The sequence below is a fragment of the Aliiroseovarius sp. CAU 1755 genome (assembly GCF_054482655.1).
The window spans coordinates 1-24,368 of the sequence record NZ_JBTLRH010000003.1 but is presented as its reverse complement, the minus strand read 5'-3'; the positions used below and the strand labels follow the sequence as shown (position 1 = coordinate 24,368).

The window sequence follows — 24,368 nt, the reverse complement described above, 5'->3', positions numbered from 1 at the left end:
GCAGCGGAGATTGCCAAGACCATGACCGATCACATGCCTGCCACCGGCGACATTGCGCCTGATTTCACCCTGCCGCAGGATGGCGGCGATCCGATCACGCTGAGCACGCTCGCGCCGGCCCCTGTCGTTTTGTATTTCTACCCAAAAGACAGCACACCGGGATGCACCACCGAAGCGATTGATTTCTCGACCCTTCTGCCTGAATTTCACGCCCTTGGCGCACAGGTGTTCGGCATCTCGAAAGACAGCCTGAAACGCCACGAAAACTTCCGTGCGAAGCAGGACCTGAGCGTGCCGCTTTTGTCGGATGATGGCACCGATGTGTGCGAGCGCTACGGCACGTGGGGCGAAAAGAAGAACTACGGACGCACCTATATGGGCATCACGCGCGCCACGTTTCTGATCGGGCCGGATGGCAAGATCGCGCAGGTCTGGTCCAAGGTGAAGGTGAAGGGCCATGCCGAAGAGGTGTTGGCCGCCACGCGTGCACTGGTCAGCGCATGACCGCCCTGTCGCGCCCGCTTGCCGAGATGGCGGATGCCGTTCTGCGCACCGCCGACGGTCGTGCGAAGACGGCGCTTGCTCGGGCGTTTGCAGCGGAATGGACCACCGCGCGCGACAGCGGCGCGATCACCGCCCCGCTTGAAGACCGCGCCGCCATCATTGGCCACGCCGTGCCGCCTGACTTTCCCGCGCGCCCCGCGCGACCTGAACTGAAAGACCCCCGCGACGTTCCGCGCCGCCGCCCCGGCAGCCGAGACGGCCAAATCGCGCTGTTGCACGCGGTGGCGCATATCGAACTGAACGCAGTTGATCTGCACTGGGACATCATTGCCCGGTTCACCGACACGCCAATGCCGATGGGGTTTTACGACGACTGGGTGAAAGCGGCCGATGAAGAAGCCAAGCATTTCAACCTTTTAAGTGACTCCCTTGAAGCATTGGGCAGTCACTATGGCGCCCTTGCTGCCCATGCTGGCATGTGGCGCGCCGCCGAGGACACCGCCCGCGATCTTCTGGGGCGCCTTGCGGTGGTGCCAATGGTGCTGGAGGCACGCGGTCTGGACGTCACCCCCGGCATGATCGAGGTGTTTCGCAAAGCCAAGCTGGACGACACGGTCGCGGCGCTGGAGGTCATTTATGCCGAAGAGGTCGGGCATGTGGCCTATGGGTCGAAATGGTTTCACTTTCTGTGCGGTCGCCACGAGCTTGACCCCAAAGACACGTTCCACACTCTGGTTCGCACCTATTTCCATGGCGCCCTGAAACCCCCGTTCAACGAAGAAAAACGCGCCGAGGCCGGCTTGCCGCCAGATTTCTATTGGCCGCTGGCCGACAGCACACCGAAACAGACGCGCGGCACCCCGCAGTGATCTGCAAGGGCGCAGACGCTACGGCACCGGACGCAGGGGCATCGGCAATTTCCCGCTTGAAACAAAGGCCTCTGTGCAGAAAACCCAAAAAATGTTGCGCCCGCAAAGTCGTCGCGGTAATCACCACGGGTCCGTTGGCGTCGCCGACAAGAGCATAATAAAGCTGCGGATTGAGGGTTTAGGGAAGAAACTGGGACTTGAAACTTGCATAACCGCTTGATCAACAAGGTAAATCACCTGCTGGACCGGGCTTTTCCCGAACAGCGTTTGTTTTTGCGCTCCGAAGATGGCACCCGCTTTATCCGCCTCTCGCCGCTGACGCAGGCTCTGGGCTGGACCGGATCCGCCGCCTTTTTCGCCTGGTCGATCATCGCCACCGCCGTGTTGTTGATGGATTCGATCGGGTCAGGCAACTTCCGTGATCAGGCACAGCGCGAAAAGCGGCTATACGAACAACGCCTTCAGACCCTGTCCGAAGAACGCGACGCCCGCGCCATCGAAGCGGCTGCCGCGCAAGAGCGGTTCAACCTTGCACTGGCTGAGATTTCCGAGATGCAAAGCGAACTTCTGTCATCAGAAGAACGCCGCAAGGAACTGGAAACCGGCATTGGCGTCATTCAGGCAACCTTGCGCCGCACCATGGGCGAACGCGACGCGGCCACGGACAGCCTTGAAGAGATGCTGGCCGCCGTCAAGGATGACACCCAGAACGGCACAAGTGGGTCGAACCAGACCCAAGCGAACGCAACGCTTGCCTTCATGACCGACGAATTGGGCCGCATCGCGGCCGAACGCGATCTGATCGCCAACAACGCCGCCGAAGCTGAACGGTTCGCTCAGGACATGCTGTATGAGGCGCGCCTGCGCGACGAACGCAACGACCAGATTTTCCGCCAGCTTGAGGACGCCGTGACGATCTCGTTGGAGCCACTGGACAAGATGTTTGCCAAGTCCGGCATGTCTGTGGACCATATCCTTGATCAGGTGCGGCGCGGCTATTCCGGCCAAGGTGGCCCGCTGACCCCGATGATCATGTCCACACGAGGCACAGGGCCAGATCCGGACGCCGATCGCGCCAACACTATTCTGAGCGAACTGGACAAGATGAACCTGTATCGGATCGCCGCCCAGAAAATGCCGTTTGGTATGCCGGTGAAATCCGGGTTTCGGTTCACCTCGGGCTATGGCTATCGCTGGGGCCGCATGCATAACGGCACCGATTTCGCCGCCCCCATCGGCACACCGGTCTATGCGCCGGCAGATGGCGTGGTGGTCAGCGCGGCCTGGAGCTCGGGCTATGGACGGTTAATCAAGATCCAACATGAATTCGGTATCGAAACGCGCTATGCCCATCTTTCGCGCATGAATGTGCAAAAGGGACAAAGGGTCTCGCGCGGGGATAGAATTGGTGATATTGGAAACTCCGGGCGTTCAACCGGACCGCATCTTCACTATGAAGTGCGCGTCGGCGGCAAGCCCATCAACCCGATGGTCTATATCAAGGCAGCAAAAGATGTTCTCTAAAAGCAGGATCAACGAACCGGGCCCCAAAGCCGGCGACAAAGAAACGAAACCCGCGGCATCGGCTGACAAGCCGTCGTCTTCAGCTCCGGCCGTTCCGCCCGCTCCGTCGTCCTCGGCTGCCCCCAAGCCCAAGCCACCCGCATCCACCCTGTCATCCGACATCACCATCAAGGGTGACATCAGATCGACCGGCGATATCATTGTCGAAGGCACCGTCGAAGGTGATATCCGCGCCCACCAGCTGACGGTCGGTGAAGGCGCCACCGTAAAAGGTGAAGTGATCGGCGATGACGTGGTCATCAACGGCCGTATCATTGGGCGCCTGCGCGGCTTGAAAGTACGTCTGACCTCGGCAGCACGTGTCGAAGGCGACATCATTCACAAGACGATCGCGATCGAAAGCGGCGCGCATTTCGAGGGGTCCGTGCAACGGCAGGACGACCCGCTTGGCGGCGGCAAGATGGCCACACCGCAGACAACAGCGGCCCCGGCAGCGCAGCCAGCCTCCAAAAGCGACAAGAGCTGATCTGAGCCACGCGGTCTTTGCCGCAGCTTTGTCTGCGGCGCAGACACGTGCACAGGCAATCGAACAGACAACAAAAAGGCCGCCCCGGTGTTGGGCGGCCTCTTTCTTTTTCGGCTGGGTCTTTTCCGGCGTCCTGATCCGGCTGAGCGCGCTGGTCGACCCGCTGTGCATGTCGGGGCCTGTGGTCTGGTGTGTTCCACCTGCCCGCGCTGTCGTTGGGGTCAGTCCGCCTCGAAGCTCATGACACGGCGATACAGGTGCCATGTGGCATGCCCGAAGATGGGAAGCACCACGAACAGTCCTAGAAAGAAGGGCAACATTGCCAGGACCATGCCGACGCTGACAATCACGCCCCAGAGCAGCATCGGCACCAGGTTTTGCAAAACCGACTGGAACGAATAGATCATCGCGGTGATGAAGTCGATCTCGCGGTCCAGCAGCAGGGGCAAGCTGGTCACGGTCAGCGAAAACAGGCAGAAAGACAGAACCGCCCCCACCCCAGTGCCCACGACCAACATGGTAATGCCATTGCGGTTCAGCAGCGCATCCTGCCAGTTCGTTGTGATGTTGGTCAGCGGCTCAAGCCCCATGAAGATGGCAAAGACCAAATGGGCCACGAACACCCAGAACATGAAGATCATAATGATCACCATCGCGATCGACGGAAACTGTCGATCCTTCTGGTTGAACACCACGCCCAGAATCTGCGCCCAATCCAAGGCTTGTCCGCTTTCCAGTCGACGACTGACCTCGTAAAGGCCGACGGCCAGAAACGGCGCGAGCAGCGGAAAGCCCAAGCCCACCGGGATGATCCAGTAGCTTTGATCCAACACATCAAGCTGAAGGTAGATCACGATTCCCATGACGACATAGAAGCCGGCGAAGAACAGACCAAAGGCCGGCGCCCGCGCAAAATCCCGCGCGCCAGCATTGAGCGCGGCAACGATGTCGCTGAACGTGATGTTTTCGATATTTGGGGGCGCCGAGGCCTCCAAATGGGTGCTATCTGACATGACTTCTCCCTGCACGTATCTGTTGGCGTTCGCGCGCGTGGAAAGAGTGTCGCGAGTGGCAGGCCATTCGTCAAGCTTGTGAACATGTGAAAGTTTCGCAGGCCCGTGTGCGCGAAAAACAAACCTTGACCTGCGCTTGGTCACAGTCTCTGCTTGGATCAGTGTCGCAGAAAAACCGCGTCGTGTGGGGCGGTTATGCTATAAACACGAATATCGGAGCCGTTCATCTTTCTAAACGAGTCATTGCAAATGTCTATTTTTCGGACGCTGGCACATGCTGGCATCGCCCTCACCCTAAGCTTTGGATTTGCCCTTGGGGCGACCTGCGGAAACACTGCAAGCGGGTTTGAGACCTGGAAAGCAAGCTTCGCCGCAGAGGCCAAGTCAGCAGGCGTCGGCCAGCGCGGCTTGCAGGCGCTGGCTTCGGCAAGCTATTCGACCGCGACCATCCGCGCGGACCGCAATCAACGGTCGTTTAAATATTCGCTCTCCAAGTTCATGCAAGTGCGCGGGGCAGAAACGATCATTGCCCAAGGGCGCAAACGCAAAGCGCGTAATCCTGGGTTCTACCAGGCGCTGGAAAAGGGGTATGGCGTGCCCGCCGGTGTTTTACTCGCGATCCACGGGATGGAGACCGGCTTTGGTGGCTTTATGGGAGATACCTCGGTCGTCTCTGCGATCACGACCCTTGCCTATGACTGCCGTCGTTCTGAGTTCTTCACGCCACATGCCATCGGCGCGTTGAAACTTGTCGACCGCGGCACGATCACCGCCAACACCCGCGGTGCAAAGCACGGAGAGCTGGGTCACACCCAGTTTCTTCCGGGCAACGCCTTCAAATACGGTGTTGATGCGTCAGGCGACGGGCGCGTTGATCTTTACAATCTGGCGGATGCGCTAGCGTCGACCGCAAACTTCCTGCGAAAGAAAGGGTGGAAGCCCGGCAAGGGATACCAGCAGGGGCAGCCGAACTTCAACGTGATCAAGCAATGGAACGCGGCCACGGTCTACCAGCAGGCCATTGCCATCATCGGCGCGCGGATCGACGGCTGACCAAGGTATTGGCTGCGCCTGTGCGGCCTGTTGTTTCAGCCAGCGATATCCGCGTCGCGTTTGTAAAAAACGTCGCGCCCGTCCCGGTGTGTTTCGGCAAATCCCATGCGCAGCAAAAGGCGTTGCGACGCGATGTTGCCTTGATCGGTGTCCGCGACCAAGGTTGAGACGCTATGTCGTGATCGCAGTTCGTTGATCATCATCTCGACAGCGACTTGGGCAACGCCGGTTCCCCAAACCTCTGGCGACAGGACATAGGCGATGCTGGCATGGCCGTCGCGCGGCAATGTGGCTTGTGTATAGCCGACAATCGAAGCGCCTTGGACCACACACCAGTTCAGCCAGATTTCTGACCCGTCAGGCGGCCCGCCGGCCATCAGTCGCGCAATGCGGTTCTTGACGGCCGTGACGGACAGTGGCGGGTTTTCATCCAAATACCGAAAGATCCGAGGGTCAGAGAGCGCCGCAAACAGACCCTCTGCATGCGTGGTGTTTTGGGGTTCAAGTGTTATGTCGCCGCGATCGCGCACCGCTTATTCCTCGGCGTTGGCTTCCGCGCGACTTTTCCCGGCCACGTCCTGAGCCAGAACGGCGGCCATGAACGCATCCAGATCACCATCCAGAACCCCCTTGGTGTCTGAGGTTTCGTGCCCTGTGCGCAGGTCTTTTACCATCTGATAAGGTTGCAGTACGTAAGACCGGATCTGGTTGCCCCAGCCCGCATCGCCCTTGTTTTCATGGGCCTCGTTGATCGCGGCGTTCCGCTTGTCCAGCTCCATCTGATACAGCCGCGATTTCAGGGCCTTCATGGCGATGTCACGGTTCTGGTGTTGCGACTTCTCGGAACTGGTGACGACGATGCCGGTGGGTATGTGGGTGATGCGCACGGCCGAATCCGTCGTGTTGACGTGCTGCCCGCCCGCGCCCGAGGACCGATAGGTGTCGATGCGGATATCCGAAGGGTTCACATCAATCTCGATATTGTCATCCACCACCGGATAGACCCAGACCGAGCTGAAAGACGTGTGCCGTTTGGCAGCACTGTCATAAGGCGAGATGCGCACAAGACGATGCACACCGCTTTCCGATTTCAGCCAGCCATAAGCGTTATGGCCAGAAATTTTGTAGGCAGCAGATTTGATCCCCGCCTCGTCGCCCGCACTTTCTGATTGTAGTTCGACCTTGTAACCCTGTTTTTCGGCCCAGCGGACATACATGCGTGCCAGCATCGACGCCCAGTCACAGCTTTCCGTGCCGCCTGCGCCTGCGTTGATCTCAAGAAATGTATCGTTCGCGTCCGCTTCGCCGTCCAAGAGCGCTTCCAACTCGGCGGCGGCAGCTTTCTTCACAAGCTTGGCCAGCGCCGCTTCGGCATCCGCGACAACCTCGTCATCCTCTTCCATTTCGCCCAGTTCGATCAGGTCCACATTATCCTGAAGGTCCTGCGCCATCTCTTTGTAACTGTTGACAGAATCCATCAACGCCTGACGTTCGCGCATCAGCTTCTGCGCGCGGTCCGGGTCGTTCCACAGGTCCGGGTCTTCGGTCATCGCGTTGAATTCCTCCAACCGATGTTCCGCCGTGTCCCAACCGATCCGCTGACGCAACAGCGCCAGAGATTTTTCGATTGCGTCAACGTTGTTCTGAGCCTCTGCCCGCATGGGTGCGTCCCTTGTCCGAAAACCTGCCCCCGCAATATCAACAGGGGCGCGGATGGGCAAGATGCGCCCGATCATCGCGCGGATCAGACCCTACGATTGCATCGTCACGCCGTCATGAAAAATCTGTAGCTTCGATGGGTCTGCAGTCAGTTTGACCGTCTTGCCCTTCAGGTCATCGTGGATGCCGGGCACCTTGGCGATCAGGTGGGTCTGGTTGGCGCTGTCCGCGCCCTCGCCCACTGACATTTTGGCGGGAAGGTAAAGAAGCGTAACTTCGCCCAGAGCTTCGACGATTTCAGCAGCACCGGTGAAGATCGCTTCACCATCTGTCTGCACGAAATCCTCTGGCCGCACGCCAAGATTGACCGGCTTGCCCATGTCGGCGTCGGTGGTGGCGATGTCCGCGCGCCCGATGCCACCTGCATCCAGCGTCACCTCGGTCTGCGCCCCCGTTCCGGTAATCTTGCCGGGCAGAAGGTTCATCGCGGGCGAGCCGATAAACTGCGCCACAAATTCAGTGCGGGGACGTTCATAAAGCTCCAGCGGGCTGCCCACTTGGGCGATTCCTTTGTTGGCGAGGACAACAATCCGGTCGGCAAGCGTCATGGCTTCGACCTGATCATGGGTCACATAGATCATGGTGCTGTCCGGCATCGCCTCTTTCAGTTGCGAAATCTCGATCCGGGTGGCGACGCGAAGGGCCGCATCGAGGTTTGAGAGCGGCTCATCAAACAGATAAACCTTGGGGTCGCGCACAATGGCCCGCCCGATCGCGACCCGCTGGCGTTGCCCGCCCGACAGTGCCTTGGGCAAACGGTCCAGATAGGGATCCAGTTGCAGCGCCTTGGCGGCTTTTTCCACAGCGGCGTTAATCTCGGCCTTCGGCTTTTTCGCGATGTTCAGCGCAAATGCCATGTTGTCGCGCACGGTCATGTGTGGATACAGCGCATAGGACTGAAACACCATCGCGATGCCGCGTTGGCTGGGCGGCACATCGTTGACCACCTCGCCGTCGATTTCCAGCGTGCCCGCGGTGATCTTCTCAAGCCCCGCGATCATTCGCAAAAGCGTGGACTTGCCGCAGCCCGAGGGACCAACAAAGACAATCAATTCGCCGGTCTTTATGGTCAGGTCAATGTCGCGCAGGACATTCACCTTGCCATAGGTCTTGTCGACATCTGTCAGCTTCAGATCAGCCATTCATTCGTCCCCCTCGGGTTTCATCACAAGCGATTGCCAGCCGGCAAGCGTGACTGTCTTGCCCTCGATCTTGGTCGCTTTCGGCACGGCATCCACAACGGCCCACTTGCCCGCAGGCAGCGGGACCGATGCGGTGTCCGGTCCGATGTTAAAGAGGCACAACAGTTCGTCTGCCTGCATTTTTCGCCGAAACTGCAAAACCGCACCATCAGCGCGCATCTGTTGCATCGCGCCCTTCGCAAGAGCCGGGTGGGCGCGCCGCAACGCGATGGCGTGGCGGTAGTGATCAAGAAGGGAATGCGGGTCGCGTTCGGCTTGCTCGACCGACATTGCAAGATGTTCGTGCGCGACCGGCAGCCAAGGCTTGGCGGCGGTCGAAAACCCACCGTTTTGGTTTGACGCCTCCCAGACCATCGGCGTGCGACACCCATCGCGGCCCTTGAATTCGGGCCAGAACTCGATGCCGTAAGGGTCTTGCAGGTCGTCAAAGGCGACGCTTGCTTCGGTCAGCCCCAGTTCCTCGCCCTGATAGATGCAAGCCGAGCCGCGCAGGCACATCAGAAGCGTGGCAAACAGCCGTTGGGCGTCCTCGGTCAGGTTCCAGCGGGTCGCATGGCGCACCACGTCGTGGTTGGAATAGGCCCAGCAAGCCCAACCATCGCTGGCGACACGTGCCACGTGGTCCATCACCTCGGCGACATGGGCGGCGTCAGGCTGCTCACCGGACAAAAGCTCGAAGGCATAACACATCTGCACAAGGTCATCGCCCGCAGTGTATTCGCCCATGATCTCCAACCCGCGTTGCGCGTCACCCACTTCGCCGACCGCGGCGGCCCCGTAAGGGTCCATTAGCGCGCGCAGTTTGCGCAAGAACTCCAGCGTCTCGGGCCGGTTCTTGTCATAGAGGTGTTCTTGATGGTTATACGGGTTCACCGCAGGCGCGATGGAGGCATTGCGCGCTTCAACCGGCAACGGGGGGTTGTCACGCAATTGGGCGTCGTGGGTGTAGAAATTGATCGTATCCAGACGGAACCCATCCACGCCGCGCTCCAACCAGAACCGCGCCACGTCCAGCAGCGCGTCTTGCACTTTGGGTTCATGGAAATTCAGGTCGGGCTGCGACACAAGGAAATTGTGCAGGTAATACTGGCACCGGCGCGCATCCCACGACCAAGCCGATCCGCCAAAGATCGACAACCAGTTGTTGGGCGGGGTGCCGTCGGGTTTGGCATCTGCCCAGACATACCAGTTGGCCTTGTCATTGTCCCGGTCCGCACGGCTTTCGCCAAACCAAGCGTGCTGATCCGAGCTGTGGCTGAGCACCAGGTCGATCATCACTTTCAGTCCGTGCACATGCGCCGCATGCACAAGCGCGTCGAAATCCGCCAGCGTGCCAAACATCGGGTCCACGTCGCAATAGTCCGACACGTCATACCCGAAATCCTTCATCGGCGAGGTGAAGAAGGGCGAAATCCAGATCGCATCCACCCCGAGGCTGGCGATATAGGGAAGACGGCGGGTGATGCCGCGCAAATCCCCGATCCCGTCCCCGGTATCGTCCTGAAAACTGCGCGGATAGATTTGATAGATCACAGCCCCGCGCCACCAGTCTTGATCCTTGGCAAGCCCGATCAGGTCACTTTTTATTAAAGTCGCGTTCAAATCTCAGCCTCCTTTGACCGAGCCGGCCAGCAGGCCGCGCACGAGGTAACGTTGAAGTCCGAAAAACACCGCGATCGGCACCGCAATCGACACAAAGGCCGAGGCCGCAAGGATTTCCCAATCGCCGCCACGTGACCCAAGCAGCTCGACGATCCGTCCGGTCATGACCAGTTCGTTCTCGCCAGACCCAAGGAACACCTTGGCCACCAACAGGTCGTTCCAGACCCACAGGAACTGGAAAATCGCGAATGAAGCCAGCGCCGGAAAGCTGAGCGGCAGGATGATCTTGCGAAAGATGTCGAAATCCGAGGCGCCATCAACGCGCGCGCTTTCAATGATCTCGCCCGGCAACCCGACCATGTAGTTACGCAACAGGAAGATCGCCAAGGGCAAACCAAACCCGGTATGGGCCAGCCAAATTCCTAGATAACCCTTGCCAAGCCCGACCCCGTTGTGAAGCTTTAGCAGCGGGATAAAGGCGACCTGAAGGGGCACGACCAGAAGACCGACGATGCCGGCAATCAACAGCGCGCGTCCCGGCATTTCCATCCAGGCCAGCGCATAGGCTGCGAAGGCTGCGATCAGGATCGGAATGATGGTTGCCGGGATGGTCACCGTGAACGTGTTGAGAAGGCTCTTGCCCATCCCCTCGGCGAACAAGACCTCGCGGTAATTGTCGAAGGTGAAGCTGGGCGGCGCCTCGGCGCGCACAAACAGGCGCTGACCGCGACTGCCCTCGGGCTTTTCGGCGTAGCTGATGCGGTAGTCACCGTTGGCCGCGACGGTGATCTCATGGCCCTTTGGGTGCGTGGCGACCTCGCCCGGGGCGAATGCCTCTGGTTCACGCGAGGTGATGCCGAAGGCGGTCACATTGCCCGCGCCGCTGTCGAAGGCATTGCCGGTCACGACCCAGACCGCGCCGTCCTGCACGGCATTGTCGGGGGCATCCGCGCGCACGATCGCGTTACGTTCCGAGGCAGACATCGCCGTCCACCAGCCCGAGGTCGAGATCGCGTCACGATCCCGAAATGAGCTGACCAGAAGGCCAAAGGTCGGGATGATCCACAGCAGGACAAGAAAGCCCACGGACAAGTTGACCGCCCATGTCAGGCGGGATCGGGTGCCAGCCATTTCCATCAGCGGTTCTCCTTATGTGCGTTCGAAATGTTCCACACCATAACGGGTGTCACCAACAGCATGATCACCATGACAATCGCCGATCCGCGCCCGAAATCGGGCGACCCGCGAAACATCCAGTCATACATGAGGTTGGCCAGAACCTGAGTGCCCCATTGGCCGTTGGTCATCGCAAAGACGATGTCAAAGACCTTCAGGACGGTTACCGTAATCGTCGTCCAGACCACGGCGATGGTGCCCCAGATTTGCGGGATCTTGATTTTGAAGAAGATTTGCAGCGGCGTCGCACCGTCCAGATAGGCGGCTTCGATGGTTTCTTCGCTGATCCCCTTCAGGGCCGCCGACAGAATGACCATGGCAAAGCCCGTCTGGATCCAGATCAGGATCACCATCAGGAAGATATTGTTCCAGAACGGCAACGTGATCCAGGCCTGCGCGTCCCCGCCCATCGCCTGCACCAAGGCATTCAACAGGCCAATCTGCTCGCCCTGATTTTCGCCGCGATAGTCATAGATAAACTTCCAGATGACCGAGGCGCCGACAAAGCTGATTGCCATCGGCATGAAGATAAGGCTTTGCGCCAGTGATCCCCATTTGATGCGGTCGGTCAGTCCTGCGGCGACGAGGCCGAAAAAGGTCGAGGCCGCCGGCACGATCACCAACCACAGAAGGTTGTTGCCAAGGCTTTCGCGAAATTTCTCGTCGCCGGCGAGCCAGACGTAGTTTTGCGCCCCGACGAAGTCACCCGAGGTGTCGCGCATCGACAAAAAGAACGTCGAGAAGACGGGATAGACGAGGTAAAGACCAAGCACCAAAAGGGCAGGCAACACAAACAGCCATGGCCGGATCGCCGTGGAACGGTTGATGTTGCGACCGGCATTGGGTCCTCGGGCTGGAAAGACGCGGTCCAGAACGATGTTCGAGAAATAGAAGTAAGCGACACAGCCAAACACGCCGACGATGATTGTAGAGACTGCAAAGAACAGCTGGTTCATGGCTCCTCCTGTCACCGCGCACGGTGCTGTTGTGGCAGGGGTTTGGCCGACAGATCGGCCAAACCCACTTGTTTCACGTTGGGTTTACTTGATCGAATCCCAGGTGGACTGGATCGACGCAGCCACTTCGCCTGCATCCTTACCGCCAGCATAATCCACCATGCCCGTCCAGAAGACCCCGGCACCGATCGCGCCCGGCATCAGGTCAGAGCCGTCAAACCTGAACGTATCCGCGTTCAGCAGGATGTCATTCATCTTGGCCACGGTCGGGTCTGTATAGACGCCGGTGTTCACACCCTTATGCGGGGTCAAGAAGCCCTTCTGCGCCATCCAGACCTCATGTGCGATCGGGGATTTCAGGAAGTCCATGAACGCCTGCGCGCCCTTGCTGTCATCCGTAATCGCCCAAAGCGTGCCGGCACCCAGCACCGGTTTGCCAAGGTCTTTTTCCGCATAGGCCGGGAAATAGAAGAAATCCGCATCGACGCCCACTTCGGTGCCTTCGGGGAAGAAGCTTGGAATAAAGCTGGCCTGACGGTGCATGTAGCACTGCGGCGGCGACGCAAACAGGCCCTGCGGGCTGTCGCGGAAATCTGTGGTTGCCACAGCCCCTGCCCCGCCCGACACATAGGCATCATTGCGCGCAAAGGCGCCAAACTCTTCGATCGCACCGACGACCTTGGGGTCATCGAATTTCAGGTCGTTGGACACCCACGCATCATAGTCTTCTGGCGATTGCGTGCGCAGCATCATGTCCTCGACCCAGTCGGTCGCAGGCCAACCAGTGGCCCCGCCTGACCCCAAGCCGATGCACCACGGAACGCCACCATCCTCGACGATCTGATCGGACAGCGCCTTCAACTCTTCCATGGATTGCGGCACGTCATAGCCTGCATCTTCGAAGTTTTCGGGCACATACCAAACCAGCGATTTCAGATCGACCTTATAGAAGAACCCGAAATGGGCCGGGTTGCCGTCCTTGTCGCTATAGGTGCCAAGATCGACCCAGCTTTGTCCGGCGGCATAGTTGTCGCGCACCCAGTCATCCGTGCCTTCGGGCAGTGGTGCCAGAAAGCCTTTCGACGCAAGGTCTGCGGCAAGGCCCGGCTGCGGGAACACCGCGATATTGGGCGGGCTGCCTGCTTCGGTATCAATGACGATCTGCTGTTCGAAACTGTCGGACCCGGCATATTGCACGTCCGCGCCGGTGGCCTCTTCGAAATAGTGAAGGACGCTATCGACCAAATCCTTATCGGCACCGATCCAAGGCCCCAGAATGGTGATCACCTCGCCCGACAAATCCATCGACTTCAGCGCTTCGAAACTGTCCCAGCTGAAAGTCCCTTCACCCGGCGCGAATTTGAGGTGGTTGTCCGCCTGCGCAATTCCAGCCGTAAGCGCAAGCGCTGCGGCGCTGGCGTAAAACACGTTCTTCATCTTTTTCCTCCCTACAGCCCAAACGGGCTTCCCAGGTAAATGAGACCGGATGCCCCGGCCCCGACGCCTAAGCGCCATATGATTTCGCCAAATCGCATCAGGTAACGACAGATTCGCCAGCGTCCCCAAAGCGCTTTGAATAACTCAGCCTCGCCCAGAACGCGAAGCCTGTCAATGATGCTGCTAGCGCAACCAGTTTTCTTTGCAAATATGCGCATTTTCCCCGAAGTTTTGTAATATTGCTTTGACGCGCTTGGACGTCGTGGCTAACCTCGGAACGTTCAAACCGCTTTGAAAGCTGCTGCGCGCACCATGACCCTAAAAGAGCTCTCGCAACTTCTGGGCCTGTCCCCGACCACCATCAGCCGCGCGTTGAATGGGTATCCTGAGGTGTCCGAAGCAACCCGCAAAAAGGTTGCCGCCGCCGCCGCAGAACATGGCTATGCCCCAAACACCCGCGCGCGGTCGCTGGCCACCGGGCGGGCAATGGCCATCGGGCACGTGATCCCGATCAGCGCAAAGCACGAGATGGTGAACCCCGTTTTCGCTGACTTCACCGCAGGCGCTGGCGAGGTTTATTCCCGCAATGGCTATGACATGCTGCTGTCCGTCGTGTCGGACGAAGACGAAGATCAGGCCTACCGTGGGTTTCGCACGAAACGAAACGTCGATGGGATCATGCTACACGCCCCAACGCTGCAAGACCCGCGCATTCCGTTGCTGACCGAGTTGCAGATCCCATTCGTCGTGCATGGCCGCAGCTCTCAGTCGGTCGCGCCTTATGCCTGGATTGATGTCAACAACACACATGCGTTCCAGCGGGCGACGGATTTCTTGCTGGATCTGGGGCACACACGAATTGCGCTGGTCAACGGGCTGGAGCATATGGATTTTGCGATCCGCCGCCGGGCCGGGTATCTGGCAGCACTTGAGGCGCGCGGTATCGCGCCAGATCCCGCCTTGATGTTTTCCGGCGAGATGACCGAAGCACAGGGGCATGACATCACGCGCGCCCTTCTGGCCCGCCCTGAGCCTCCCAGCGCCATTCTTGTCAGCTCGATGATCACCGCCATCGGCGTGCGGCGCGGGATCGAGGAGCTGGGACTGACGATGGGACGGGATGTGTCGCTGATCACCTATGACGATGATCTGAGCTATTTTCGCAATGGCGCGAACATTCCGGTCTATACGTCGACCCGGTCATCGGTGCGCGAAGCCGGTCGGCAGGCCGCGCAAATGCTGATCGACATCATTCAAGGTCACGACCGTCCCCGCGAGATCCTGCTGGAGGCTGAATTGACCCTGGGCTTGTCGACCGGACCCGCGCCACGACCGCCCATTGCAGGAAGGTCCGATCACGCCACTCACCCACATGGCACCAGCCAGTGAAGGGGATGAACATGCTCCCGAAACGTGCTGATTTTCCTGAAGGTTTTCAGTTCGGGACGGCCACATCTGCCTATCAGATCGAAGGGCATGCCAAAGGCGGTGCCGGGCGCACCCATTGGGACGATTTCGCTGCTACACCCGGCAATGTGGCTGGTGCCGCGAACGGGGCCATCGCCTGCGACCATCTGGATCGGTGGGCCGAGGATCTGGACCTTGTGCGGGACGCAGGGTTCGACGCTTACCGTTTCTCGACCTCGTGGGCGCGTGTGCTGCCCGAGGGGCGCGGCACGCCCAACACGGCCGGGCTGGATTTCTATGATCGTCTGGTGGACGGGATGCTGGAGCGGGGGATCAAACCAGCGGCAACGCTGTATCACTGGGAACTGCCTTCGCCGCTGGCCGATCTGGGGGGCTGGCGCAATCGCGATATCGCGCATTGGTTTGCTGATTTTACCAACGTGATCATGTCGCGCATCGGCGATCGCGTCTGGTCCGCCGCTCCGATCAATGAGCCGTGGTGCGTGTCGTGGCTCAGCCACTTCGAAGGCCATCACGCCCCCGGTCTGCGCGACATTCGCGCGACCGCCCGCGCGATGCACCATGTGCTGCTGGCCCATGGCCGTGCGATCGAGGTCATGCGAGGTTTGGGCATGTCCAACCTTGGGGCCGTGTGCAACATGGAATACGCAGCCCCCGTCGATGACAGCGACGACGCCCATCGCGCATCGCGCGTTCAGGATGCGATCTATAACCGGTTTTTCATTTCTGGAATGACCAAAGGCGTTTATCCCGACGAGGTGCTGGACGGGATTGAACCGCATCTGCCGCATGGGTGGCAAGATGACTTTCCGACAATTACCGCACCGCTCGACTGGATCGGAGTGAATTACTACACGCGCAAGCTCTATGGTCCCGCTGCCCCGGTGGACGGCGCACCTGCCCCGTGGCCCGGCACCTGCGAACATGACGGCCCCTTGCCGAAAACCGCCATGGGGTGGGAAATCTACCCTGACGGCCTTGCCCATTTTCTGGAGATGGTCGTGCAAGACTATACCGGCGACTTGCCGCTTTATGTGACAGAGAACGGTATGGCCGGCGTGATTGAGCAAAAGGGCAACCCGACCCATGATCCCGACAGGACCGCCTATCTGGGCGCCCATCTGGAGGTCGTGCGCAGAGCGATTGCCAAAGGGCTTCCGGTGAAAGGCTACTTTACCTGGTCTCTTCTGGACAATTATGAATGGGCCTTGGGCTATGCACCTCGGTTTGGGCTGGTCCATGTCGATTTCGAAACGCTCGAACGCCAGCCAAAAGCATCATATCACACCCTCAGAGAGGCCTTGTCGTGCCCATGACCGAATACTCACTTCTTGCCGATGTCGGCGGCACGAATACCCGCGTCGCCTTGGCGAAGGGCACGACGATTTTGCCCGACACGATCGTAAAGCACCGCAATCTGGACCACGAGGGGCTTGAGGCGCTGCTTGCCTCTTATCTGGACCGTCAGGGATCGCCGGCCTGCAGCGGGGCTGCGGTGGCCATAGCGGGACCCGTGAAGGATGGTGCCGGGCAGCTGACGAACCTAAACTGGAAGCTCGACAAAGAAACGCTTGCGCGGCTCAGCGGGGCGGCGCGATCAGCCGTCGTGAACGACCTACAGGCACAGGGTCACGCCCTTGGACATATCGCGCCAGAAGATCTGATGGTTCTGAAGACAGGGTCCGAGACCTCCGCACAGGCTGCAATGCTGGTTGTCGGCATAGGCACCGGTTTCAATTGCGCACCCGTCTTTCAAACCGCGAAGGGACGCCTTGTCCCTCCGTCCGAGGCCGGGCATGTGACATTGCCGTCAGTCGACACCGATCTATGGGATCTGTCGCGCTATCTGACCTCAAAGCTGGGTCACGCGGCGGTCGAAGATGCTCTGTCAGGCCGCGGTCTGGAGCACTGCTATGCCTTTGCCGCCGCGCGGGCGGGCGGTGCCGGGACAGCAACCACCACGCAGATCTTCGCTGCCGCCGACGCGGGCGACCCGGTGGCCCAACAGGCGCTGGCGCTTTTCGTGCGCGCCATGGGCGGCGTGATCGGTGACCTTGCGCTGACGCTTTTGCCGTTTGGTGGAATTTTCCTTGTCGGCGGTATGGCGCGCGCGATTGCGCCATGGCTTGCCCCGATGGGGTTTGATGCAGCCTTCAGCGACAAGGGACGGTTTGGCCCCTTCCTTGATGGGTTTTCGATCAGCCTGGTGTCGGATGACTACGCCGCGCTGTCCGGGCTTGCTCATTTCCTTGCCGGATCAGACCACCAAAGCTAGCCGTGTTTGCGGCCCGGTCGAAATTCTCTGCGCGCGTAAGCCATTCTTAACGGTCCATGCCCTATTCCTTTTGAAACGGAAGGATGAAAGGGCAGCACGTGAACACTCGGTTTGAATTCGCCATGCGGGGTCTGCGATGACCCCCACCACCCTCGCCTTGGCCCCCAAGCTCGACCTGCACGCGCTGGATGGCGTGCGCGAACAAATCCTTGATCTGCGAGGTCAGGATGTTGCTCTGGACGCACAGGATGTGACCCATTTCGGCGCGTTGTCAGTGCAATTGATCCGCTCCGCCGCGCTCAGCTGGGCGTCCAGCCGACATCGCCTGTCCTTGGTGAATGTGACCCCGGACGGCATGGAACAGCTGCGATTGCTTGGTTTCACGCCCGAAACACTAACCCAAGCAGAGGGAACGACATGACATTGCAAGTGCTTGCCGTGGATGACAGCCGCACAATGCGCGATATGGTGCGGTTGACCCTGACCAATGCTGGGATTGCCACCCATCTTGCCGATGACGGAGTTCACGCGCTCGAGGTGCTGGACGGCATGCCCACCCCGGATGCGATCATCACCGATATCAACATGCCGCGCATGGATGGGTTCGGTCTGATCGACGCCGTGCGCGCCCGCACAGACTGTCGCGCGATCCCGATCCTCGTTTTGACAACCGAAAGCGCTGACGACATGAAAACCCGCGCGCGTCAGGCGGGTGCGACAGGCTGGATCGTCAAACCGTTTGACCCGCAAAAGCTGGTCAAAGCACTAAAAATGGTCGCGGGGACATCCAATGGCTGACCCGATGGCGGAAATAAAAGCGTCCTTCTTCATAGAATGCGATGAGCTGCTGGAGGCGCTTCAGGATGGACTGCAACTGATCGAAAACGGAGAGCAGGACAGCGACACGGTCAATGTGATTTTCCGCGCGGTTCACTCCATCAAGGGCGGCGCGGGCGCCTTTGGCCTGACGCAGCTTGTGGATTTTGCCCATCGGTTCGAAACCGTTCTGGACGAATTGCGCGCTGACCGGATGCAGATCGACCAGTCCCTGCTGGCGCTGTTTTACCAATGTGGCGATGTGCTGTCGGACCTTGTGCGTGAATCCCGCGACGGCATCGCCCATGATATCGCCAGCGTCCAACCTGTTTTAACAGCGCTGGACCAACTGATCCCGGCGGATGAGGAAGACACCGACGACGCAGTAGATTTTCAGCCAATGGCCGTTTCACTCGATTTGCCAGATCTGGACGACATGCCTCTGACCACCGATGGCCTACCACCGCTGGCAGGCGGTTCTGACGACACGGCAAAAACCTATCTAATCCGCTTTGTCCCGCAACAGGCGCTCTACACGCTTGGAAATGAACCGGTTTTCCTGCTGTCTGCCCTGAGCGAACTTGGCACGGTGCAGGTAAGCTGCGACGATAACGCTGTTCCGCCGCTTGAAGACCTTGACCCGGAAGCTGGTTATCTGTGCTGGGAAATCCAGATCCAAACGACAAAGGATGAGGCTTGCCTCTGCGAGGTTTTTGAGTTCGTCGAAGGAATCTGCGCGCTCGAAATCACCACTTTGGGCACCGCTCAGCCCACCCTATGTGACAGCATCGAGGCAGACCTCGCGATCAGCCCACCAGACCCTGAGGTCGCGCCAAACCTCGAGCTTGCTCTCCCTTCTCCCGCTCCTTCTCCGTCACCAGTCACCCAAGCCACCGCGCCAGCACCTGCGAATGACACGCGCCGTGAAGCGCCACGGGCGACCGTTCGGGTAGAGCTTGAACGCGTCGACCGACTGGTCAATCTCGTCGGAGAGCTTGTAATCAACCAAGCCATGCTGTCGCAAAGTGTAGACGCCGCCGGTCTGTCAGCGAACACTTCAGTTCATACCGGGCTGGAAGAATTCCTGCAGCTAACGCGCGACATACAGGAAAGCGTCATGCTGATCCGCGCGCAACCGGTGAAGTCCCTGTTTCAAAGAATGAGCCGTATCGTCCGAGAAGCGTCTCGCGATATCGGAAAATCCGTGCGCTTGCGAACCGATGGCGAAAATACCGAAGTCGACAAAACCGTCATCGAACGTCTTGCCGACCCGCTGACACACATGATCCGCAACGCCGTTGATCATGGGCTTGAAACCGATGCGGACCGTGTTGCTGCAGGTAAACCGGCTGAAGGGACGATAGAGCTTACCGCCGCGCACCGTTCCGGCCGGGTGGTGATTGAGGTTCGCGATGACGGTAACGGTATCAACCGGCCAAAAGTTCAAAGCATCGCGATCAGCAAAGGTCTGGTTCCGAAAGACGCCGACCTGACCGATTCCGAGATTGACAACCTTCTGTTCTTGCCGGGGTTCTCGACTGCGACCGAAGTGTCCAACCTGTCTGGCCGCGGCGTCGGCATGGACGTGGTGCGCAGCGCAATTCAAGCGCTGGGGGGGCGGATATCAATCGCATCGACACCGGGAATGGGCACCACTTTCTCGATCTCATTACCGCTGACATTGGCTGTCCTGGACGGAATGGTCGTGCGCGTCGCGGATCAGACTTTGTTGGTTCCCCTGAATGCGATTTTGGAAACCCAAACGCTGTCCGCCAACGATATACGCGTCTTTGGTCCCGAGACGAATGTGATCTGCATCCGTGACAGCTTTGTGGCGATGTTGGATCTTGGCGCGGAACTTGGCTACCGTGCCCCTCTTCAAAGCTATATTGGCTGCGTGATGCTTCTGGTTGCGACCGAAGACGGCTCGAAAGCCGCGATCATCGTCGACGCGATCGAAGACCAAAGACAGGTCGTCATCAAAGGACTGCAAGACAGTTATGGCCGCATTCCCGGCATTGCGGCAGCAACGATACTTGGCGACGGGCAAATCGCCCTGATCCTTGATCCCATTGATTTAATAGCAAATTCAGAATGGAGAACACGGCCACCATCCCTGGAACAGCACGAAGTAGGAGCATGCAATGGATAAAACTGACCAAGCCCTTTGCGCAGCGCAGGCCGAGAAAGAGACCGAACTTCTGTCGTTTATTGTTGGGGATCAAGACTACTCCGTCGACATCATGAGTGTGCGTGAAATACGCAGCGCCAGCAAGGCCACGCCTCTGCCAAGATCACCGTCCTATGTGCTTGGTGTCATCAACCTGCGCGGCACCGTCCTGCCAATTCTGGACCTATCGCTTCGCCTTGGAATGGATCGTTCCGCCGAACTTGCCCGCAATGTCATCATCGTCGTTGCCATCGGCGACAAGACACTGGGACTGCTGGTTGACGCCGTCTCTGACATCTTGTCGGTGGCTGCTGATGACCTTCAACCCCCACCAGACATGCAGGCGGATGCGGAAAACCAATTCGTCTCTGCCCTCACCATTTTCGAAGACCGCATGATCCGCATTCTTGATCTGGACAGCGTGTTACCAACGATGAGTGAGGAGGCCGCATGAGCATTAGCGCTTCCCGAAATCCGCTGACACGGACACCCTTGGCGCATCAGCAGACCGAAACGTTTCGGAAGCTGGCCGACATTGCGCGCCAGGAAGCGGGTCTTTCGATCGAGCCCCAGAAGTTTGCTATGCTTCAGACGCGCCTGACCACACGCCTGCGCCGGCTTGGGCTTAGCAGTTTTGAGGACTATCTGGCCCTTGTTTCCGACGCGACGGACGCGACCGAACGGGGTGAGTTCATATCGGTGCTGACAACAAATGTCTCAAGCTTCTTTCGCGAACCCAACCACTTCTCGGCGCTCGCAGAGGATATCGGCCCCGCGCTGGTCGCCAAACAGGAACGCGGGGATCGCGTTCGCATTTGGTCGGCCGGTTGTTCAAACGGTCAAGAACCATTGTCGATTGCAATGACCTTGATCGACCATGGGGTGGTGCGCCCCAATGGAGATGTGAAAATTCTGGCCACGGACATCGACCCAAACGTGATCCGATTCGCCGCTTCAGGCACGTATCCCGACCGGATGATCACCGGCTTGCCTCCCCAAAACCGAGATCGATTCTTCGATCAGGTTACAGGCCAAGATGGCGTGTCTTGGCGCGCATCGAAATCAGTTCGTGATCTGATTAGCTATCGCGAACTCAACCTGCTTTCTCCTTGGCCCATGACTGGGAAATTCGACGTGATTTTCTGCCGCAATGTTGTGATCTATTTCGACCAGGACACGCAAGACCAACTCTGGGAACGGTTCACAAAGATTTTGACCGATGATGGGCACTTGATCCTTGGGCATTCCGAACGCCTTTCTGAACCCGCTGTCTTGGCGTTTCACACCAGCGGCACGACCACCTATCGACACGTAGCCTCCGCCACCCCCGAATGAGAAGGGACTTCAATGGCTCTCCGAGACCAACTCAGAACAATCGTCGTAGATGACATGTCAACAAGTCGTGGCTTGATTACACAAGCCCTGGAAGGTTTCGGCATTCGCCAGGTTGAAACCGCAGTCGATGGCACCAGCGCGCTGCAAAAAATTGCTACATGGCCCGTTCATTTGGTCATCAGCGACATGAATATGCCTGGCATGAACGGGTTGCAGCTCCTGCATGCGTTACGCAGCGCCCCTAAAACCAAGGGTGTTGGTTTCTTGTTGATAACGGGCAAGGCTGACCGGCAAATCATCGAACATGGCAAACGGCTGGGCATGAACAACTTTGTGAAGAAACCCTTCGAACCTGACGACCTCAGAAAAGCCGTCGAAGCGATTGTCGGGCGACTATAACGCTATGGATGACCCCACCGGCTTTGACGATCTGGCGCGCGTCGGCGACCCGTCGAATGCGACCACCCTTCAACGGTTCAAGATCGAGTTGGATCAGCTGAATGCGGATTGCCACGTCATTCAGGACGGGTTGAGCGATCTGTTAGTAGTGACACCCCCAGTTGGTCTACCGACCGAAATGCATTTGCTGCAGGTTATTGACCGGATGGAACAGACGCTTTGCGATCTGGCCGCGTTCATCGACCGACTCGACAGCAGCACGGAAGAACACGCACTGCAGCACAAGGATCTTGCTGATGCTTTGAAACTCGCCAGCTTAAAAGCTCGGCTGTTTCCCTCTGGCCAAACACACAATAACGCAAACAAATCTGGCGAGGTGGATCTGTTTTGATGCAGGTGTAGGATAGCCCGAAATCCACTTGCCCGAAGGCGCTTCTTCACCGGTCGCTGGTTGATACCCTTAGAAAAGCTCGATCCCTGTGCCAGTATCTTGCAATACTGGGGCGGCACACACCCGATCATTAATCAGTTTCTGGCGCGCACGCCCTGTCGCTGGGTGGAATTCGACCTGACGTGCTTTCACGCCACCAATATCCCCGCCAACATAGGCGATGCTTTCACGCGACAAGAAATCTAGAACGAACTCGCCATTTCGCGACCCTGCATCTGATAGCCCGTCAAACATTTGCGCGCCTCCAAAGACCTTTGCGCGCATATTTTGACGCCGCGCGCCGGCTTTTAGCAGGCCATTTATCAAAAGCTCCATACCATTCACGCCATAGCCAAAATGCTCCTCGGCGTCACTATAGCCGCCGACGAAAAGCACATGGTTCATCCCTCCTACCATTTCCTGCGGATCCCAAATGCAGGCCGACACACAAGATCCGAGCAGGGTTGAAATACAGCTGTCACGCTGCTTCAGGATCGCAAACTCACCTTGGCAGATATAGGTCTTTTGCAACCGCGCGTGCGGAAAACTAATCTGGTTCATGAAAAAGCCTGTGTCGTTTGGGGATCGAAGGTGGCACGGAGAACCCATCTGGCAATTTCAGACAGAGGCAAAACACGATCAACGCCGTCTTGGGCGATCGCGGCGCGGGGCATCCCAAACACGACAGAGCTTGCTTCATTCTGCGCGGCGCATTTCGCACCCTGCGCGCGCAGTTGCGCCATGCCTTGCGCACCGTCGCGCCCCATTCCCGTCAACACGACCCCGACAACGCGCGAGGCGACAGGAACTGCGCTGCGCATCAGAGCATCTACGGACGGTCGGTGACCGTTCTGCGTTGGACCCTGCACGAGGTCGACGACGAAGCTTCGCCCTGGCCTGAGCATCAGGTGGGTGTTTTCTCCGGGTGCCAGGATCACTTCACCGCAGCCAACACTCTGACCGTGCTGTGCAATGCTCACATGTGGCAGCACATGTTCGTTCAGACGGTCGGCAAACCTCTCTAAGAACAGTGCCGGCATGTGTTGGACGATCAAGGTGGGCGGACACATCGCGGGAAAACCAGAGAGCACGGTTTCCAGCGCATCAACCCCGCCCGTTGATGCGCCGATCAAGACCGCGCTTCCATTCCATTTGCCCTCTTGGACACCGGAAAGCTGTGTAAGCGTGCGTCCAGCGGCAGAGTGTGGTGCAACCGTGGCTGCCAGACGAATTGCCTGTGCAAGACGGCGACGGAATCGTCCCAAATCTGCAAAGGCGGGCTTTTCAACACAATCGACCGCGCCCATCGACAAGGCAGCCAGTGCAAGATCACTGTTTGCCGGTGTGAAGGATGAAAGCATGACGACAGGCATGGGACGTAGTCTCATCAGCTTTTCCAAGAACGCGATGCCGTCCATGCCCGGCATTTCGACATCCAATGTCAGAACATCCGGGTTGTGTTTCTTTATCAGGTCGCGCGCTTCTTGCGCAGAGGCGGCTTGGCCAACAACGGCAATATCTGCCGCGTCTTGCAACACCTGTCGGATGAGGGCGCGCATCGAAGCACTGTCATCAACGATCAGCACACGGGTTTTTTCTTGCATCATAAGTTCCCGATTTGATTGTGGTCAAAACTCTTCCCACGCCTCGAGGTTTTGGTGTTCCGGGTCGGTCTGGGTGTCGGGCGGCGTGGTGGTCGGGGCGATGGCGAGGGCGGCGCCGGAATGCGCCACGGGTGGTGGGTTGGGCGCGGTGGCGCGGTCTGGCGCAGGGTCTTGCGCCGATCCGCCGAAGGGCGCGCCGGTCAGGACCCGCGCCGGGTCGGCACGCGCAACGCCGGTTTCAAACCGCGCCATGGTCGAGGTCAGCGCCTCGGCCTCGCGGGTCAGCGCGTGGCTGGCGGCTGTGGTTTCTTCGAACATGGCCGCGTTCTG

At 58.9% G+C, this 24,368-nt stretch carries 25 protein-coding genes and 1 pseudogene; 15 read left to right on the top strand and 11 right to left on the bottom strand.

The window, feature by feature from the left end; genetic code table 11:
• Positions 1–21 precede the first annotated feature (21 nt).
• The 4 genes from bcp to ACXYMP_RS12020 all read left to right on the top strand — a co-directional run bounded on the left by bcp (position 22) and on the right by ACXYMP_RS12020 (position 3,423).
• The gene (gene bcp / locus ACXYMP_RS12035; protein WP_458906573.1) at positions 22–504 is read left to right on the top strand and encodes a thioredoxin-dependent thiol peroxidase; all 483 of its coding nucleotides are present in this window, start codon (positions 22–24) and stop codon (positions 502–504) included.
• Positions 501–1,373, top strand: a complete 873-nt coding sequence (locus ACXYMP_RS12030) for a ferritin-like domain-containing protein (RefSeq protein WP_458906571.1) — start codon at positions 501–503, stop codon at positions 1,371–1,373. Before bcp ends, ACXYMP_RS12030 begins: the two co-directional genes overlap by 4 nt.
• Positions 1,374–1,577: 204 nt before the next feature.
• Positions 1,578–2,897 (top strand): M23 family metallopeptidase, encoded by a 1,320-nt coding sequence (locus ACXYMP_RS12025; RefSeq protein ID WP_298571183.1) that lies wholly within the window; start codon positions 1,578–1,580, stop codon positions 2,895–2,897.
• Positions 2,887–3,423, top strand: coding sequence for a bactofilin family protein (locus ACXYMP_RS12020; protein WP_298571185.1), 537 nt, complete (start codon positions 2,887–2,889; stop codon positions 3,421–3,423). Before ACXYMP_RS12025 ends, ACXYMP_RS12020 begins: the two co-directional genes overlap by 11 nt.
• A 221-nt stretch (positions 3,424–3,644) precedes the next feature.
• Here the strand turns inward: ACXYMP_RS12020 and ACXYMP_RS12015 are convergent, their stop codons facing one another.
• Complete coding sequence (locus tag ACXYMP_RS12015) at positions 3,645–4,436, bottom strand: DUF2189 domain-containing protein (RefSeq protein WP_458906568.1); 792 nt, start codon at positions 4,434–4,436, stop codon at positions 3,645–3,647.
• Positions 4,437–4,685: 249 nt separating this feature from the next.
• Between ACXYMP_RS12015 and ACXYMP_RS12010 the strand changes: the two genes are divergently transcribed.
• Entirely contained in the window at positions 4,686–5,489 is an 804-nt protein-coding gene (locus ACXYMP_RS12010) for a lytic murein transglycosylase (protein WP_298571187.1), read from the top strand.
• Positions 5,490–5,524: 35 nt separating this feature from the next.
• Here ACXYMP_RS12010 and ACXYMP_RS12005 read toward each other — a convergent pair whose 3' ends face one another.
• The 7 genes from ACXYMP_RS12005 to ACXYMP_RS11975 all read right to left on the bottom strand — a co-directional run bounded on the left by ACXYMP_RS12005 (position 5,525) and on the right by ACXYMP_RS11975 (position 13,581).
• Positions 5,525–6,019: a GNAT family N-acetyltransferase gene (locus tag ACXYMP_RS12005; RefSeq protein WP_298571188.1), complete on the bottom strand. Its 495-nt coding sequence runs from the start codon at positions 6,017–6,019 to the stop codon at positions 5,525–5,527.
• A gap of 3 nt (positions 6,020–6,022) precedes the next feature.
• Positions 6,023–7,150 (bottom strand): peptide chain release factor 2, encoded by a 1,128-nt coding sequence (gene prfB, locus ACXYMP_RS12000; protein ID WP_458906565.1) that lies wholly within the window; start codon positions 7,148–7,150, stop codon positions 6,023–6,025.
• 90 nt (positions 7,151–7,240) lie between these two features.
• Positions 7,241–8,350: an ABC transporter ATP-binding protein gene (locus ACXYMP_RS11995; protein ID WP_458906563.1), complete on the bottom strand. Its 1,110-nt coding sequence runs from the start codon at positions 8,348–8,350 to the stop codon at positions 7,241–7,243.
• Positions 8,351–10,012, bottom strand: a complete 1,662-nt coding sequence (locus tag ACXYMP_RS11990; RefSeq protein WP_458906561.1) for an alpha-amylase family glycosyl hydrolase — start codon at positions 10,010–10,012, stop codon at positions 8,351–8,353.
• A 3-nt stretch (positions 10,013–10,015) separates the two neighbouring features.
• A complete protein-coding gene (locus ACXYMP_RS11985) occupies positions 10,016–11,152 on the bottom strand; it encodes a carbohydrate ABC transporter permease (RefSeq protein ID WP_298571215.1) in 1,137 nt (378 codons plus the stop codon).
• Entirely contained in the window at positions 11,149–12,144 is a 996-nt protein-coding gene (locus ACXYMP_RS11980) for a carbohydrate ABC transporter permease (protein WP_298571192.1), read from the bottom strand. The genes ACXYMP_RS11985 and ACXYMP_RS11980 overlap by 4 nt, the downstream gene beginning before the upstream one ends.
• A gap of 84 nt (positions 12,145–12,228) precedes the next feature.
• A complete protein-coding gene (locus tag ACXYMP_RS11975) occupies positions 12,229–13,581 on the bottom strand; it encodes an ABC transporter substrate-binding protein (RefSeq protein ID WP_458906558.1) in 1,353 nt (450 codons plus the stop codon).
• 312 nt (positions 13,582–13,893) lie between these two features.
• Between ACXYMP_RS11975 and ACXYMP_RS11970 the strand changes: the two genes are divergently transcribed.
• The 10 genes from ACXYMP_RS11970 to ACXYMP_RS11925 all read left to right on the top strand — a co-directional run bounded on the left by ACXYMP_RS11970 (position 13,894) and on the right by ACXYMP_RS11925 (position 22,395).
• Positions 13,894–14,970 (top strand): substrate-binding domain-containing protein, encoded by a 1,077-nt coding sequence (locus tag ACXYMP_RS11970; protein WP_458906556.1) that lies wholly within the window; start codon positions 13,894–13,896, stop codon positions 14,968–14,970.
• A gap of 11 nt (positions 14,971–14,981) precedes the next feature.
• Complete coding sequence (locus tag ACXYMP_RS11965; protein ID WP_458906554.1) at positions 14,982–16,325, top strand: GH1 family beta-glucosidase; 1,344 nt, start codon at positions 14,982–14,984, stop codon at positions 16,323–16,325.
• Entirely contained in the window at positions 16,322–17,284 is a 963-nt protein-coding gene (locus ACXYMP_RS11960; protein WP_458906552.1) for a glucokinase, read from the top strand. The genes ACXYMP_RS11965 and ACXYMP_RS11960 overlap by 4 nt, the downstream gene beginning before the upstream one ends.
• 136 nt (positions 17,285–17,420) lie before the next feature.
• Entirely contained in the window at positions 17,421–17,705 is a 285-nt protein-coding gene (locus ACXYMP_RS11955; protein WP_458906550.1) for an STAS domain-containing protein, read from the top strand.
• Entirely contained in the window at positions 17,702–18,082 is a 381-nt protein-coding gene (locus tag ACXYMP_RS11950) for a response regulator (protein WP_298571198.1), read from the top strand. The genes ACXYMP_RS11955 and ACXYMP_RS11950 overlap by 4 nt, the downstream gene beginning before the upstream one ends.
• Complete coding sequence (locus ACXYMP_RS11945) at positions 18,075–20,252, top strand: chemotaxis protein CheA (RefSeq protein ID WP_458906548.1); 2,178 nt, start codon at positions 18,075–18,077, stop codon at positions 20,250–20,252. Before ACXYMP_RS11950 ends, ACXYMP_RS11945 begins: the two co-directional genes overlap by 8 nt.
• A complete protein-coding gene (locus tag ACXYMP_RS11940) occupies positions 20,245–20,724 on the top strand; it encodes a chemotaxis protein CheW (protein ID WP_458906546.1) in 480 nt (159 codons plus the stop codon). The genes ACXYMP_RS11945 and ACXYMP_RS11940 overlap by 8 nt, the downstream gene beginning before the upstream one ends.
• Entirely contained in the window at positions 20,721–21,605 is an 885-nt protein-coding gene (locus ACXYMP_RS11935; protein ID WP_458906544.1) for a CheR family methyltransferase, read from the top strand. Before ACXYMP_RS11940 ends, ACXYMP_RS11935 begins: the two co-directional genes overlap by 4 nt.
• 12 nt (positions 21,606–21,617) lie before the next feature.
• The gene (locus ACXYMP_RS11930; protein ID WP_298571202.1) at positions 21,618–22,004 is read left to right on the top strand and encodes a response regulator; all 387 of its coding nucleotides are present in this window, start codon (positions 21,618–21,620) and stop codon (positions 22,002–22,004) included.
• A gap of 4 nt (positions 22,005–22,008) precedes the next feature.
• On the top strand, positions 22,009–22,395 hold the full coding sequence (locus ACXYMP_RS11925) for a hypothetical protein (RefSeq protein ID WP_298571203.1): 387 nt from the start codon (positions 22,009–22,011) through the stop codon (positions 22,393–22,395).
• A 69-nt stretch (positions 22,396–22,464) separates the two neighbouring features.
• Here ACXYMP_RS11925 and ACXYMP_RS11920 read toward each other — a convergent pair whose 3' ends face one another.
• From ACXYMP_RS11920 to ACXYMP_RS11910, 3 genes and pseudogenes are all read right to left on the bottom strand, one after another.
• Positions 22,465–22,995 carry a chemotaxis protein CheD gene (locus ACXYMP_RS11920; protein WP_458906541.1) on the bottom strand — a complete coding sequence of 177 codons (531 nt, stop codon included), beginning with the start codon at positions 22,993–22,995 and terminating at the stop codon, positions 22,465–22,467.
• On the bottom strand, positions 22,992–24,041 hold the full coding sequence (locus ACXYMP_RS11915; RefSeq protein ID WP_458906539.1) for a protein-glutamate methylesterase/protein-glutamine glutaminase: 1,050 nt from the start codon (positions 24,039–24,041) through the stop codon (positions 22,992–22,994). The genes ACXYMP_RS11920 and ACXYMP_RS11915 overlap by 4 nt, the downstream gene beginning before the upstream one ends.
• A 21-nt stretch (positions 24,042–24,062) precedes the next feature.
• Positions 24,063–24,368 (bottom strand): annotated as a pseudogene (locus ACXYMP_RS11910) (hypothetical protein); the annotation flags it as partial.

Bases quoted from the DNA above. Each gene is read 5' to 3' on its own strand.
- prfB (WP_458906565.1), bottom strand. From the start codon at position 7,150: ATGCGGGCAGAGGCTCAGAACAACGTTGACGCAATCGAAAAATCTCTG.
- ACXYMP_RS11915 (WP_458906539.1), bottom strand. From the start codon at position 24,041: ATGATGCAAGAAAAAACCCGTGTGCTGATCGTTGATGACAGTGCTTCG.
- ACXYMP_RS11945 (WP_458906548.1), top strand. From the start codon at position 18,075: ATGGCTGACCCGATGGCGGAAATAAAAGCGTCCTTCTTCATAGAATGC.
- ACXYMP_RS12015 (WP_458906568.1), bottom strand. From the start codon at position 4,436: ATGTCAGATAGCACCCATTTGGAGGCCTCGGCGCCCCCAAATATCGAA.
- ACXYMP_RS11975 (WP_458906558.1), bottom strand. From the start codon at position 13,581: ATGAAGAACGTGTTTTACGCCAGCGCCGCAGCGCTTGCGCTTACGGCT.
- bcp (WP_458906573.1), top strand. From the start codon at position 22: ATGACCGATCACATGCCTGCCACCGGCGACATTGCGCCTGATTTCACC.
- ACXYMP_RS11965 (WP_458906554.1), top strand. From the start codon at position 14,982: ATGCTCCCGAAACGTGCTGATTTTCCTGAAGGTTTTCAGTTCGGGACG.
- ACXYMP_RS11925 (WP_298571203.1), top strand. From the start codon at position 22,009: ATGGATGACCCCACCGGCTTTGACGATCTGGCGCGCGTCGGCGACCCG.
- ACXYMP_RS11935 (WP_458906544.1), top strand. From the start codon at position 20,721: ATGAGCATTAGCGCTTCCCGAAATCCGCTGACACGGACACCCTTGGCG.
- ACXYMP_RS11995 (WP_458906563.1), bottom strand. From the start codon at position 8,350: ATGGCTGATCTGAAGCTGACAGATGTCGACAAGACCTATGGCAAGGTG.
- ACXYMP_RS11930 (WP_298571202.1), top strand. From the start codon at position 21,618: ATGGCTCTCCGAGACCAACTCAGAACAATCGTCGTAGATGACATGTCA.
- ACXYMP_RS12030 (WP_458906571.1), top strand. From the start codon at position 501: ATGACCGCCCTGTCGCGCCCGCTTGCCGAGATGGCGGATGCCGTTCTG.
- ACXYMP_RS11960 (WP_458906552.1), top strand. From the start codon at position 16,322: ATGACCGAATACTCACTTCTTGCCGATGTCGGCGGCACGAATACCCGC.
- ACXYMP_RS11970 (WP_458906556.1), top strand. From the start codon at position 13,894: ATGACCCTAAAAGAGCTCTCGCAACTTCTGGGCCTGTCCCCGACCACC.
- ACXYMP_RS11955 (WP_458906550.1), top strand. From the start codon at position 17,421: ATGACCCCCACCACCCTCGCCTTGGCCCCCAAGCTCGACCTGCACGCG.
- ACXYMP_RS11980 (WP_298571192.1), bottom strand. From the start codon at position 12,144: ATGAACCAGCTGTTCTTTGCAGTCTCTACAATCATCGTCGGCGTGTTT.
- ACXYMP_RS12020 (WP_298571185.1), top strand. From the start codon at position 2,887: ATGTTCTCTAAAAGCAGGATCAACGAACCGGGCCCCAAAGCCGGCGAC.
- ACXYMP_RS11940 (WP_458906546.1), top strand. From the start codon at position 20,245: ATGGATAAAACTGACCAAGCCCTTTGCGCAGCGCAGGCCGAGAAAGAG.
- ACXYMP_RS11920 (WP_458906541.1), bottom strand. From the start codon at position 22,995: ATGAACCAGATTAGTTTTCCGCACGCGCGGTTGCAAAAGACCTATATC.
- ACXYMP_RS11950 (WP_298571198.1), top strand. From the start codon at position 17,702: ATGACATTGCAAGTGCTTGCCGTGGATGACAGCCGCACAATGCGCGAT.
- ACXYMP_RS12010 (WP_298571187.1), top strand. From the start codon at position 4,686: ATGTCTATTTTTCGGACGCTGGCACATGCTGGCATCGCCCTCACCCTA.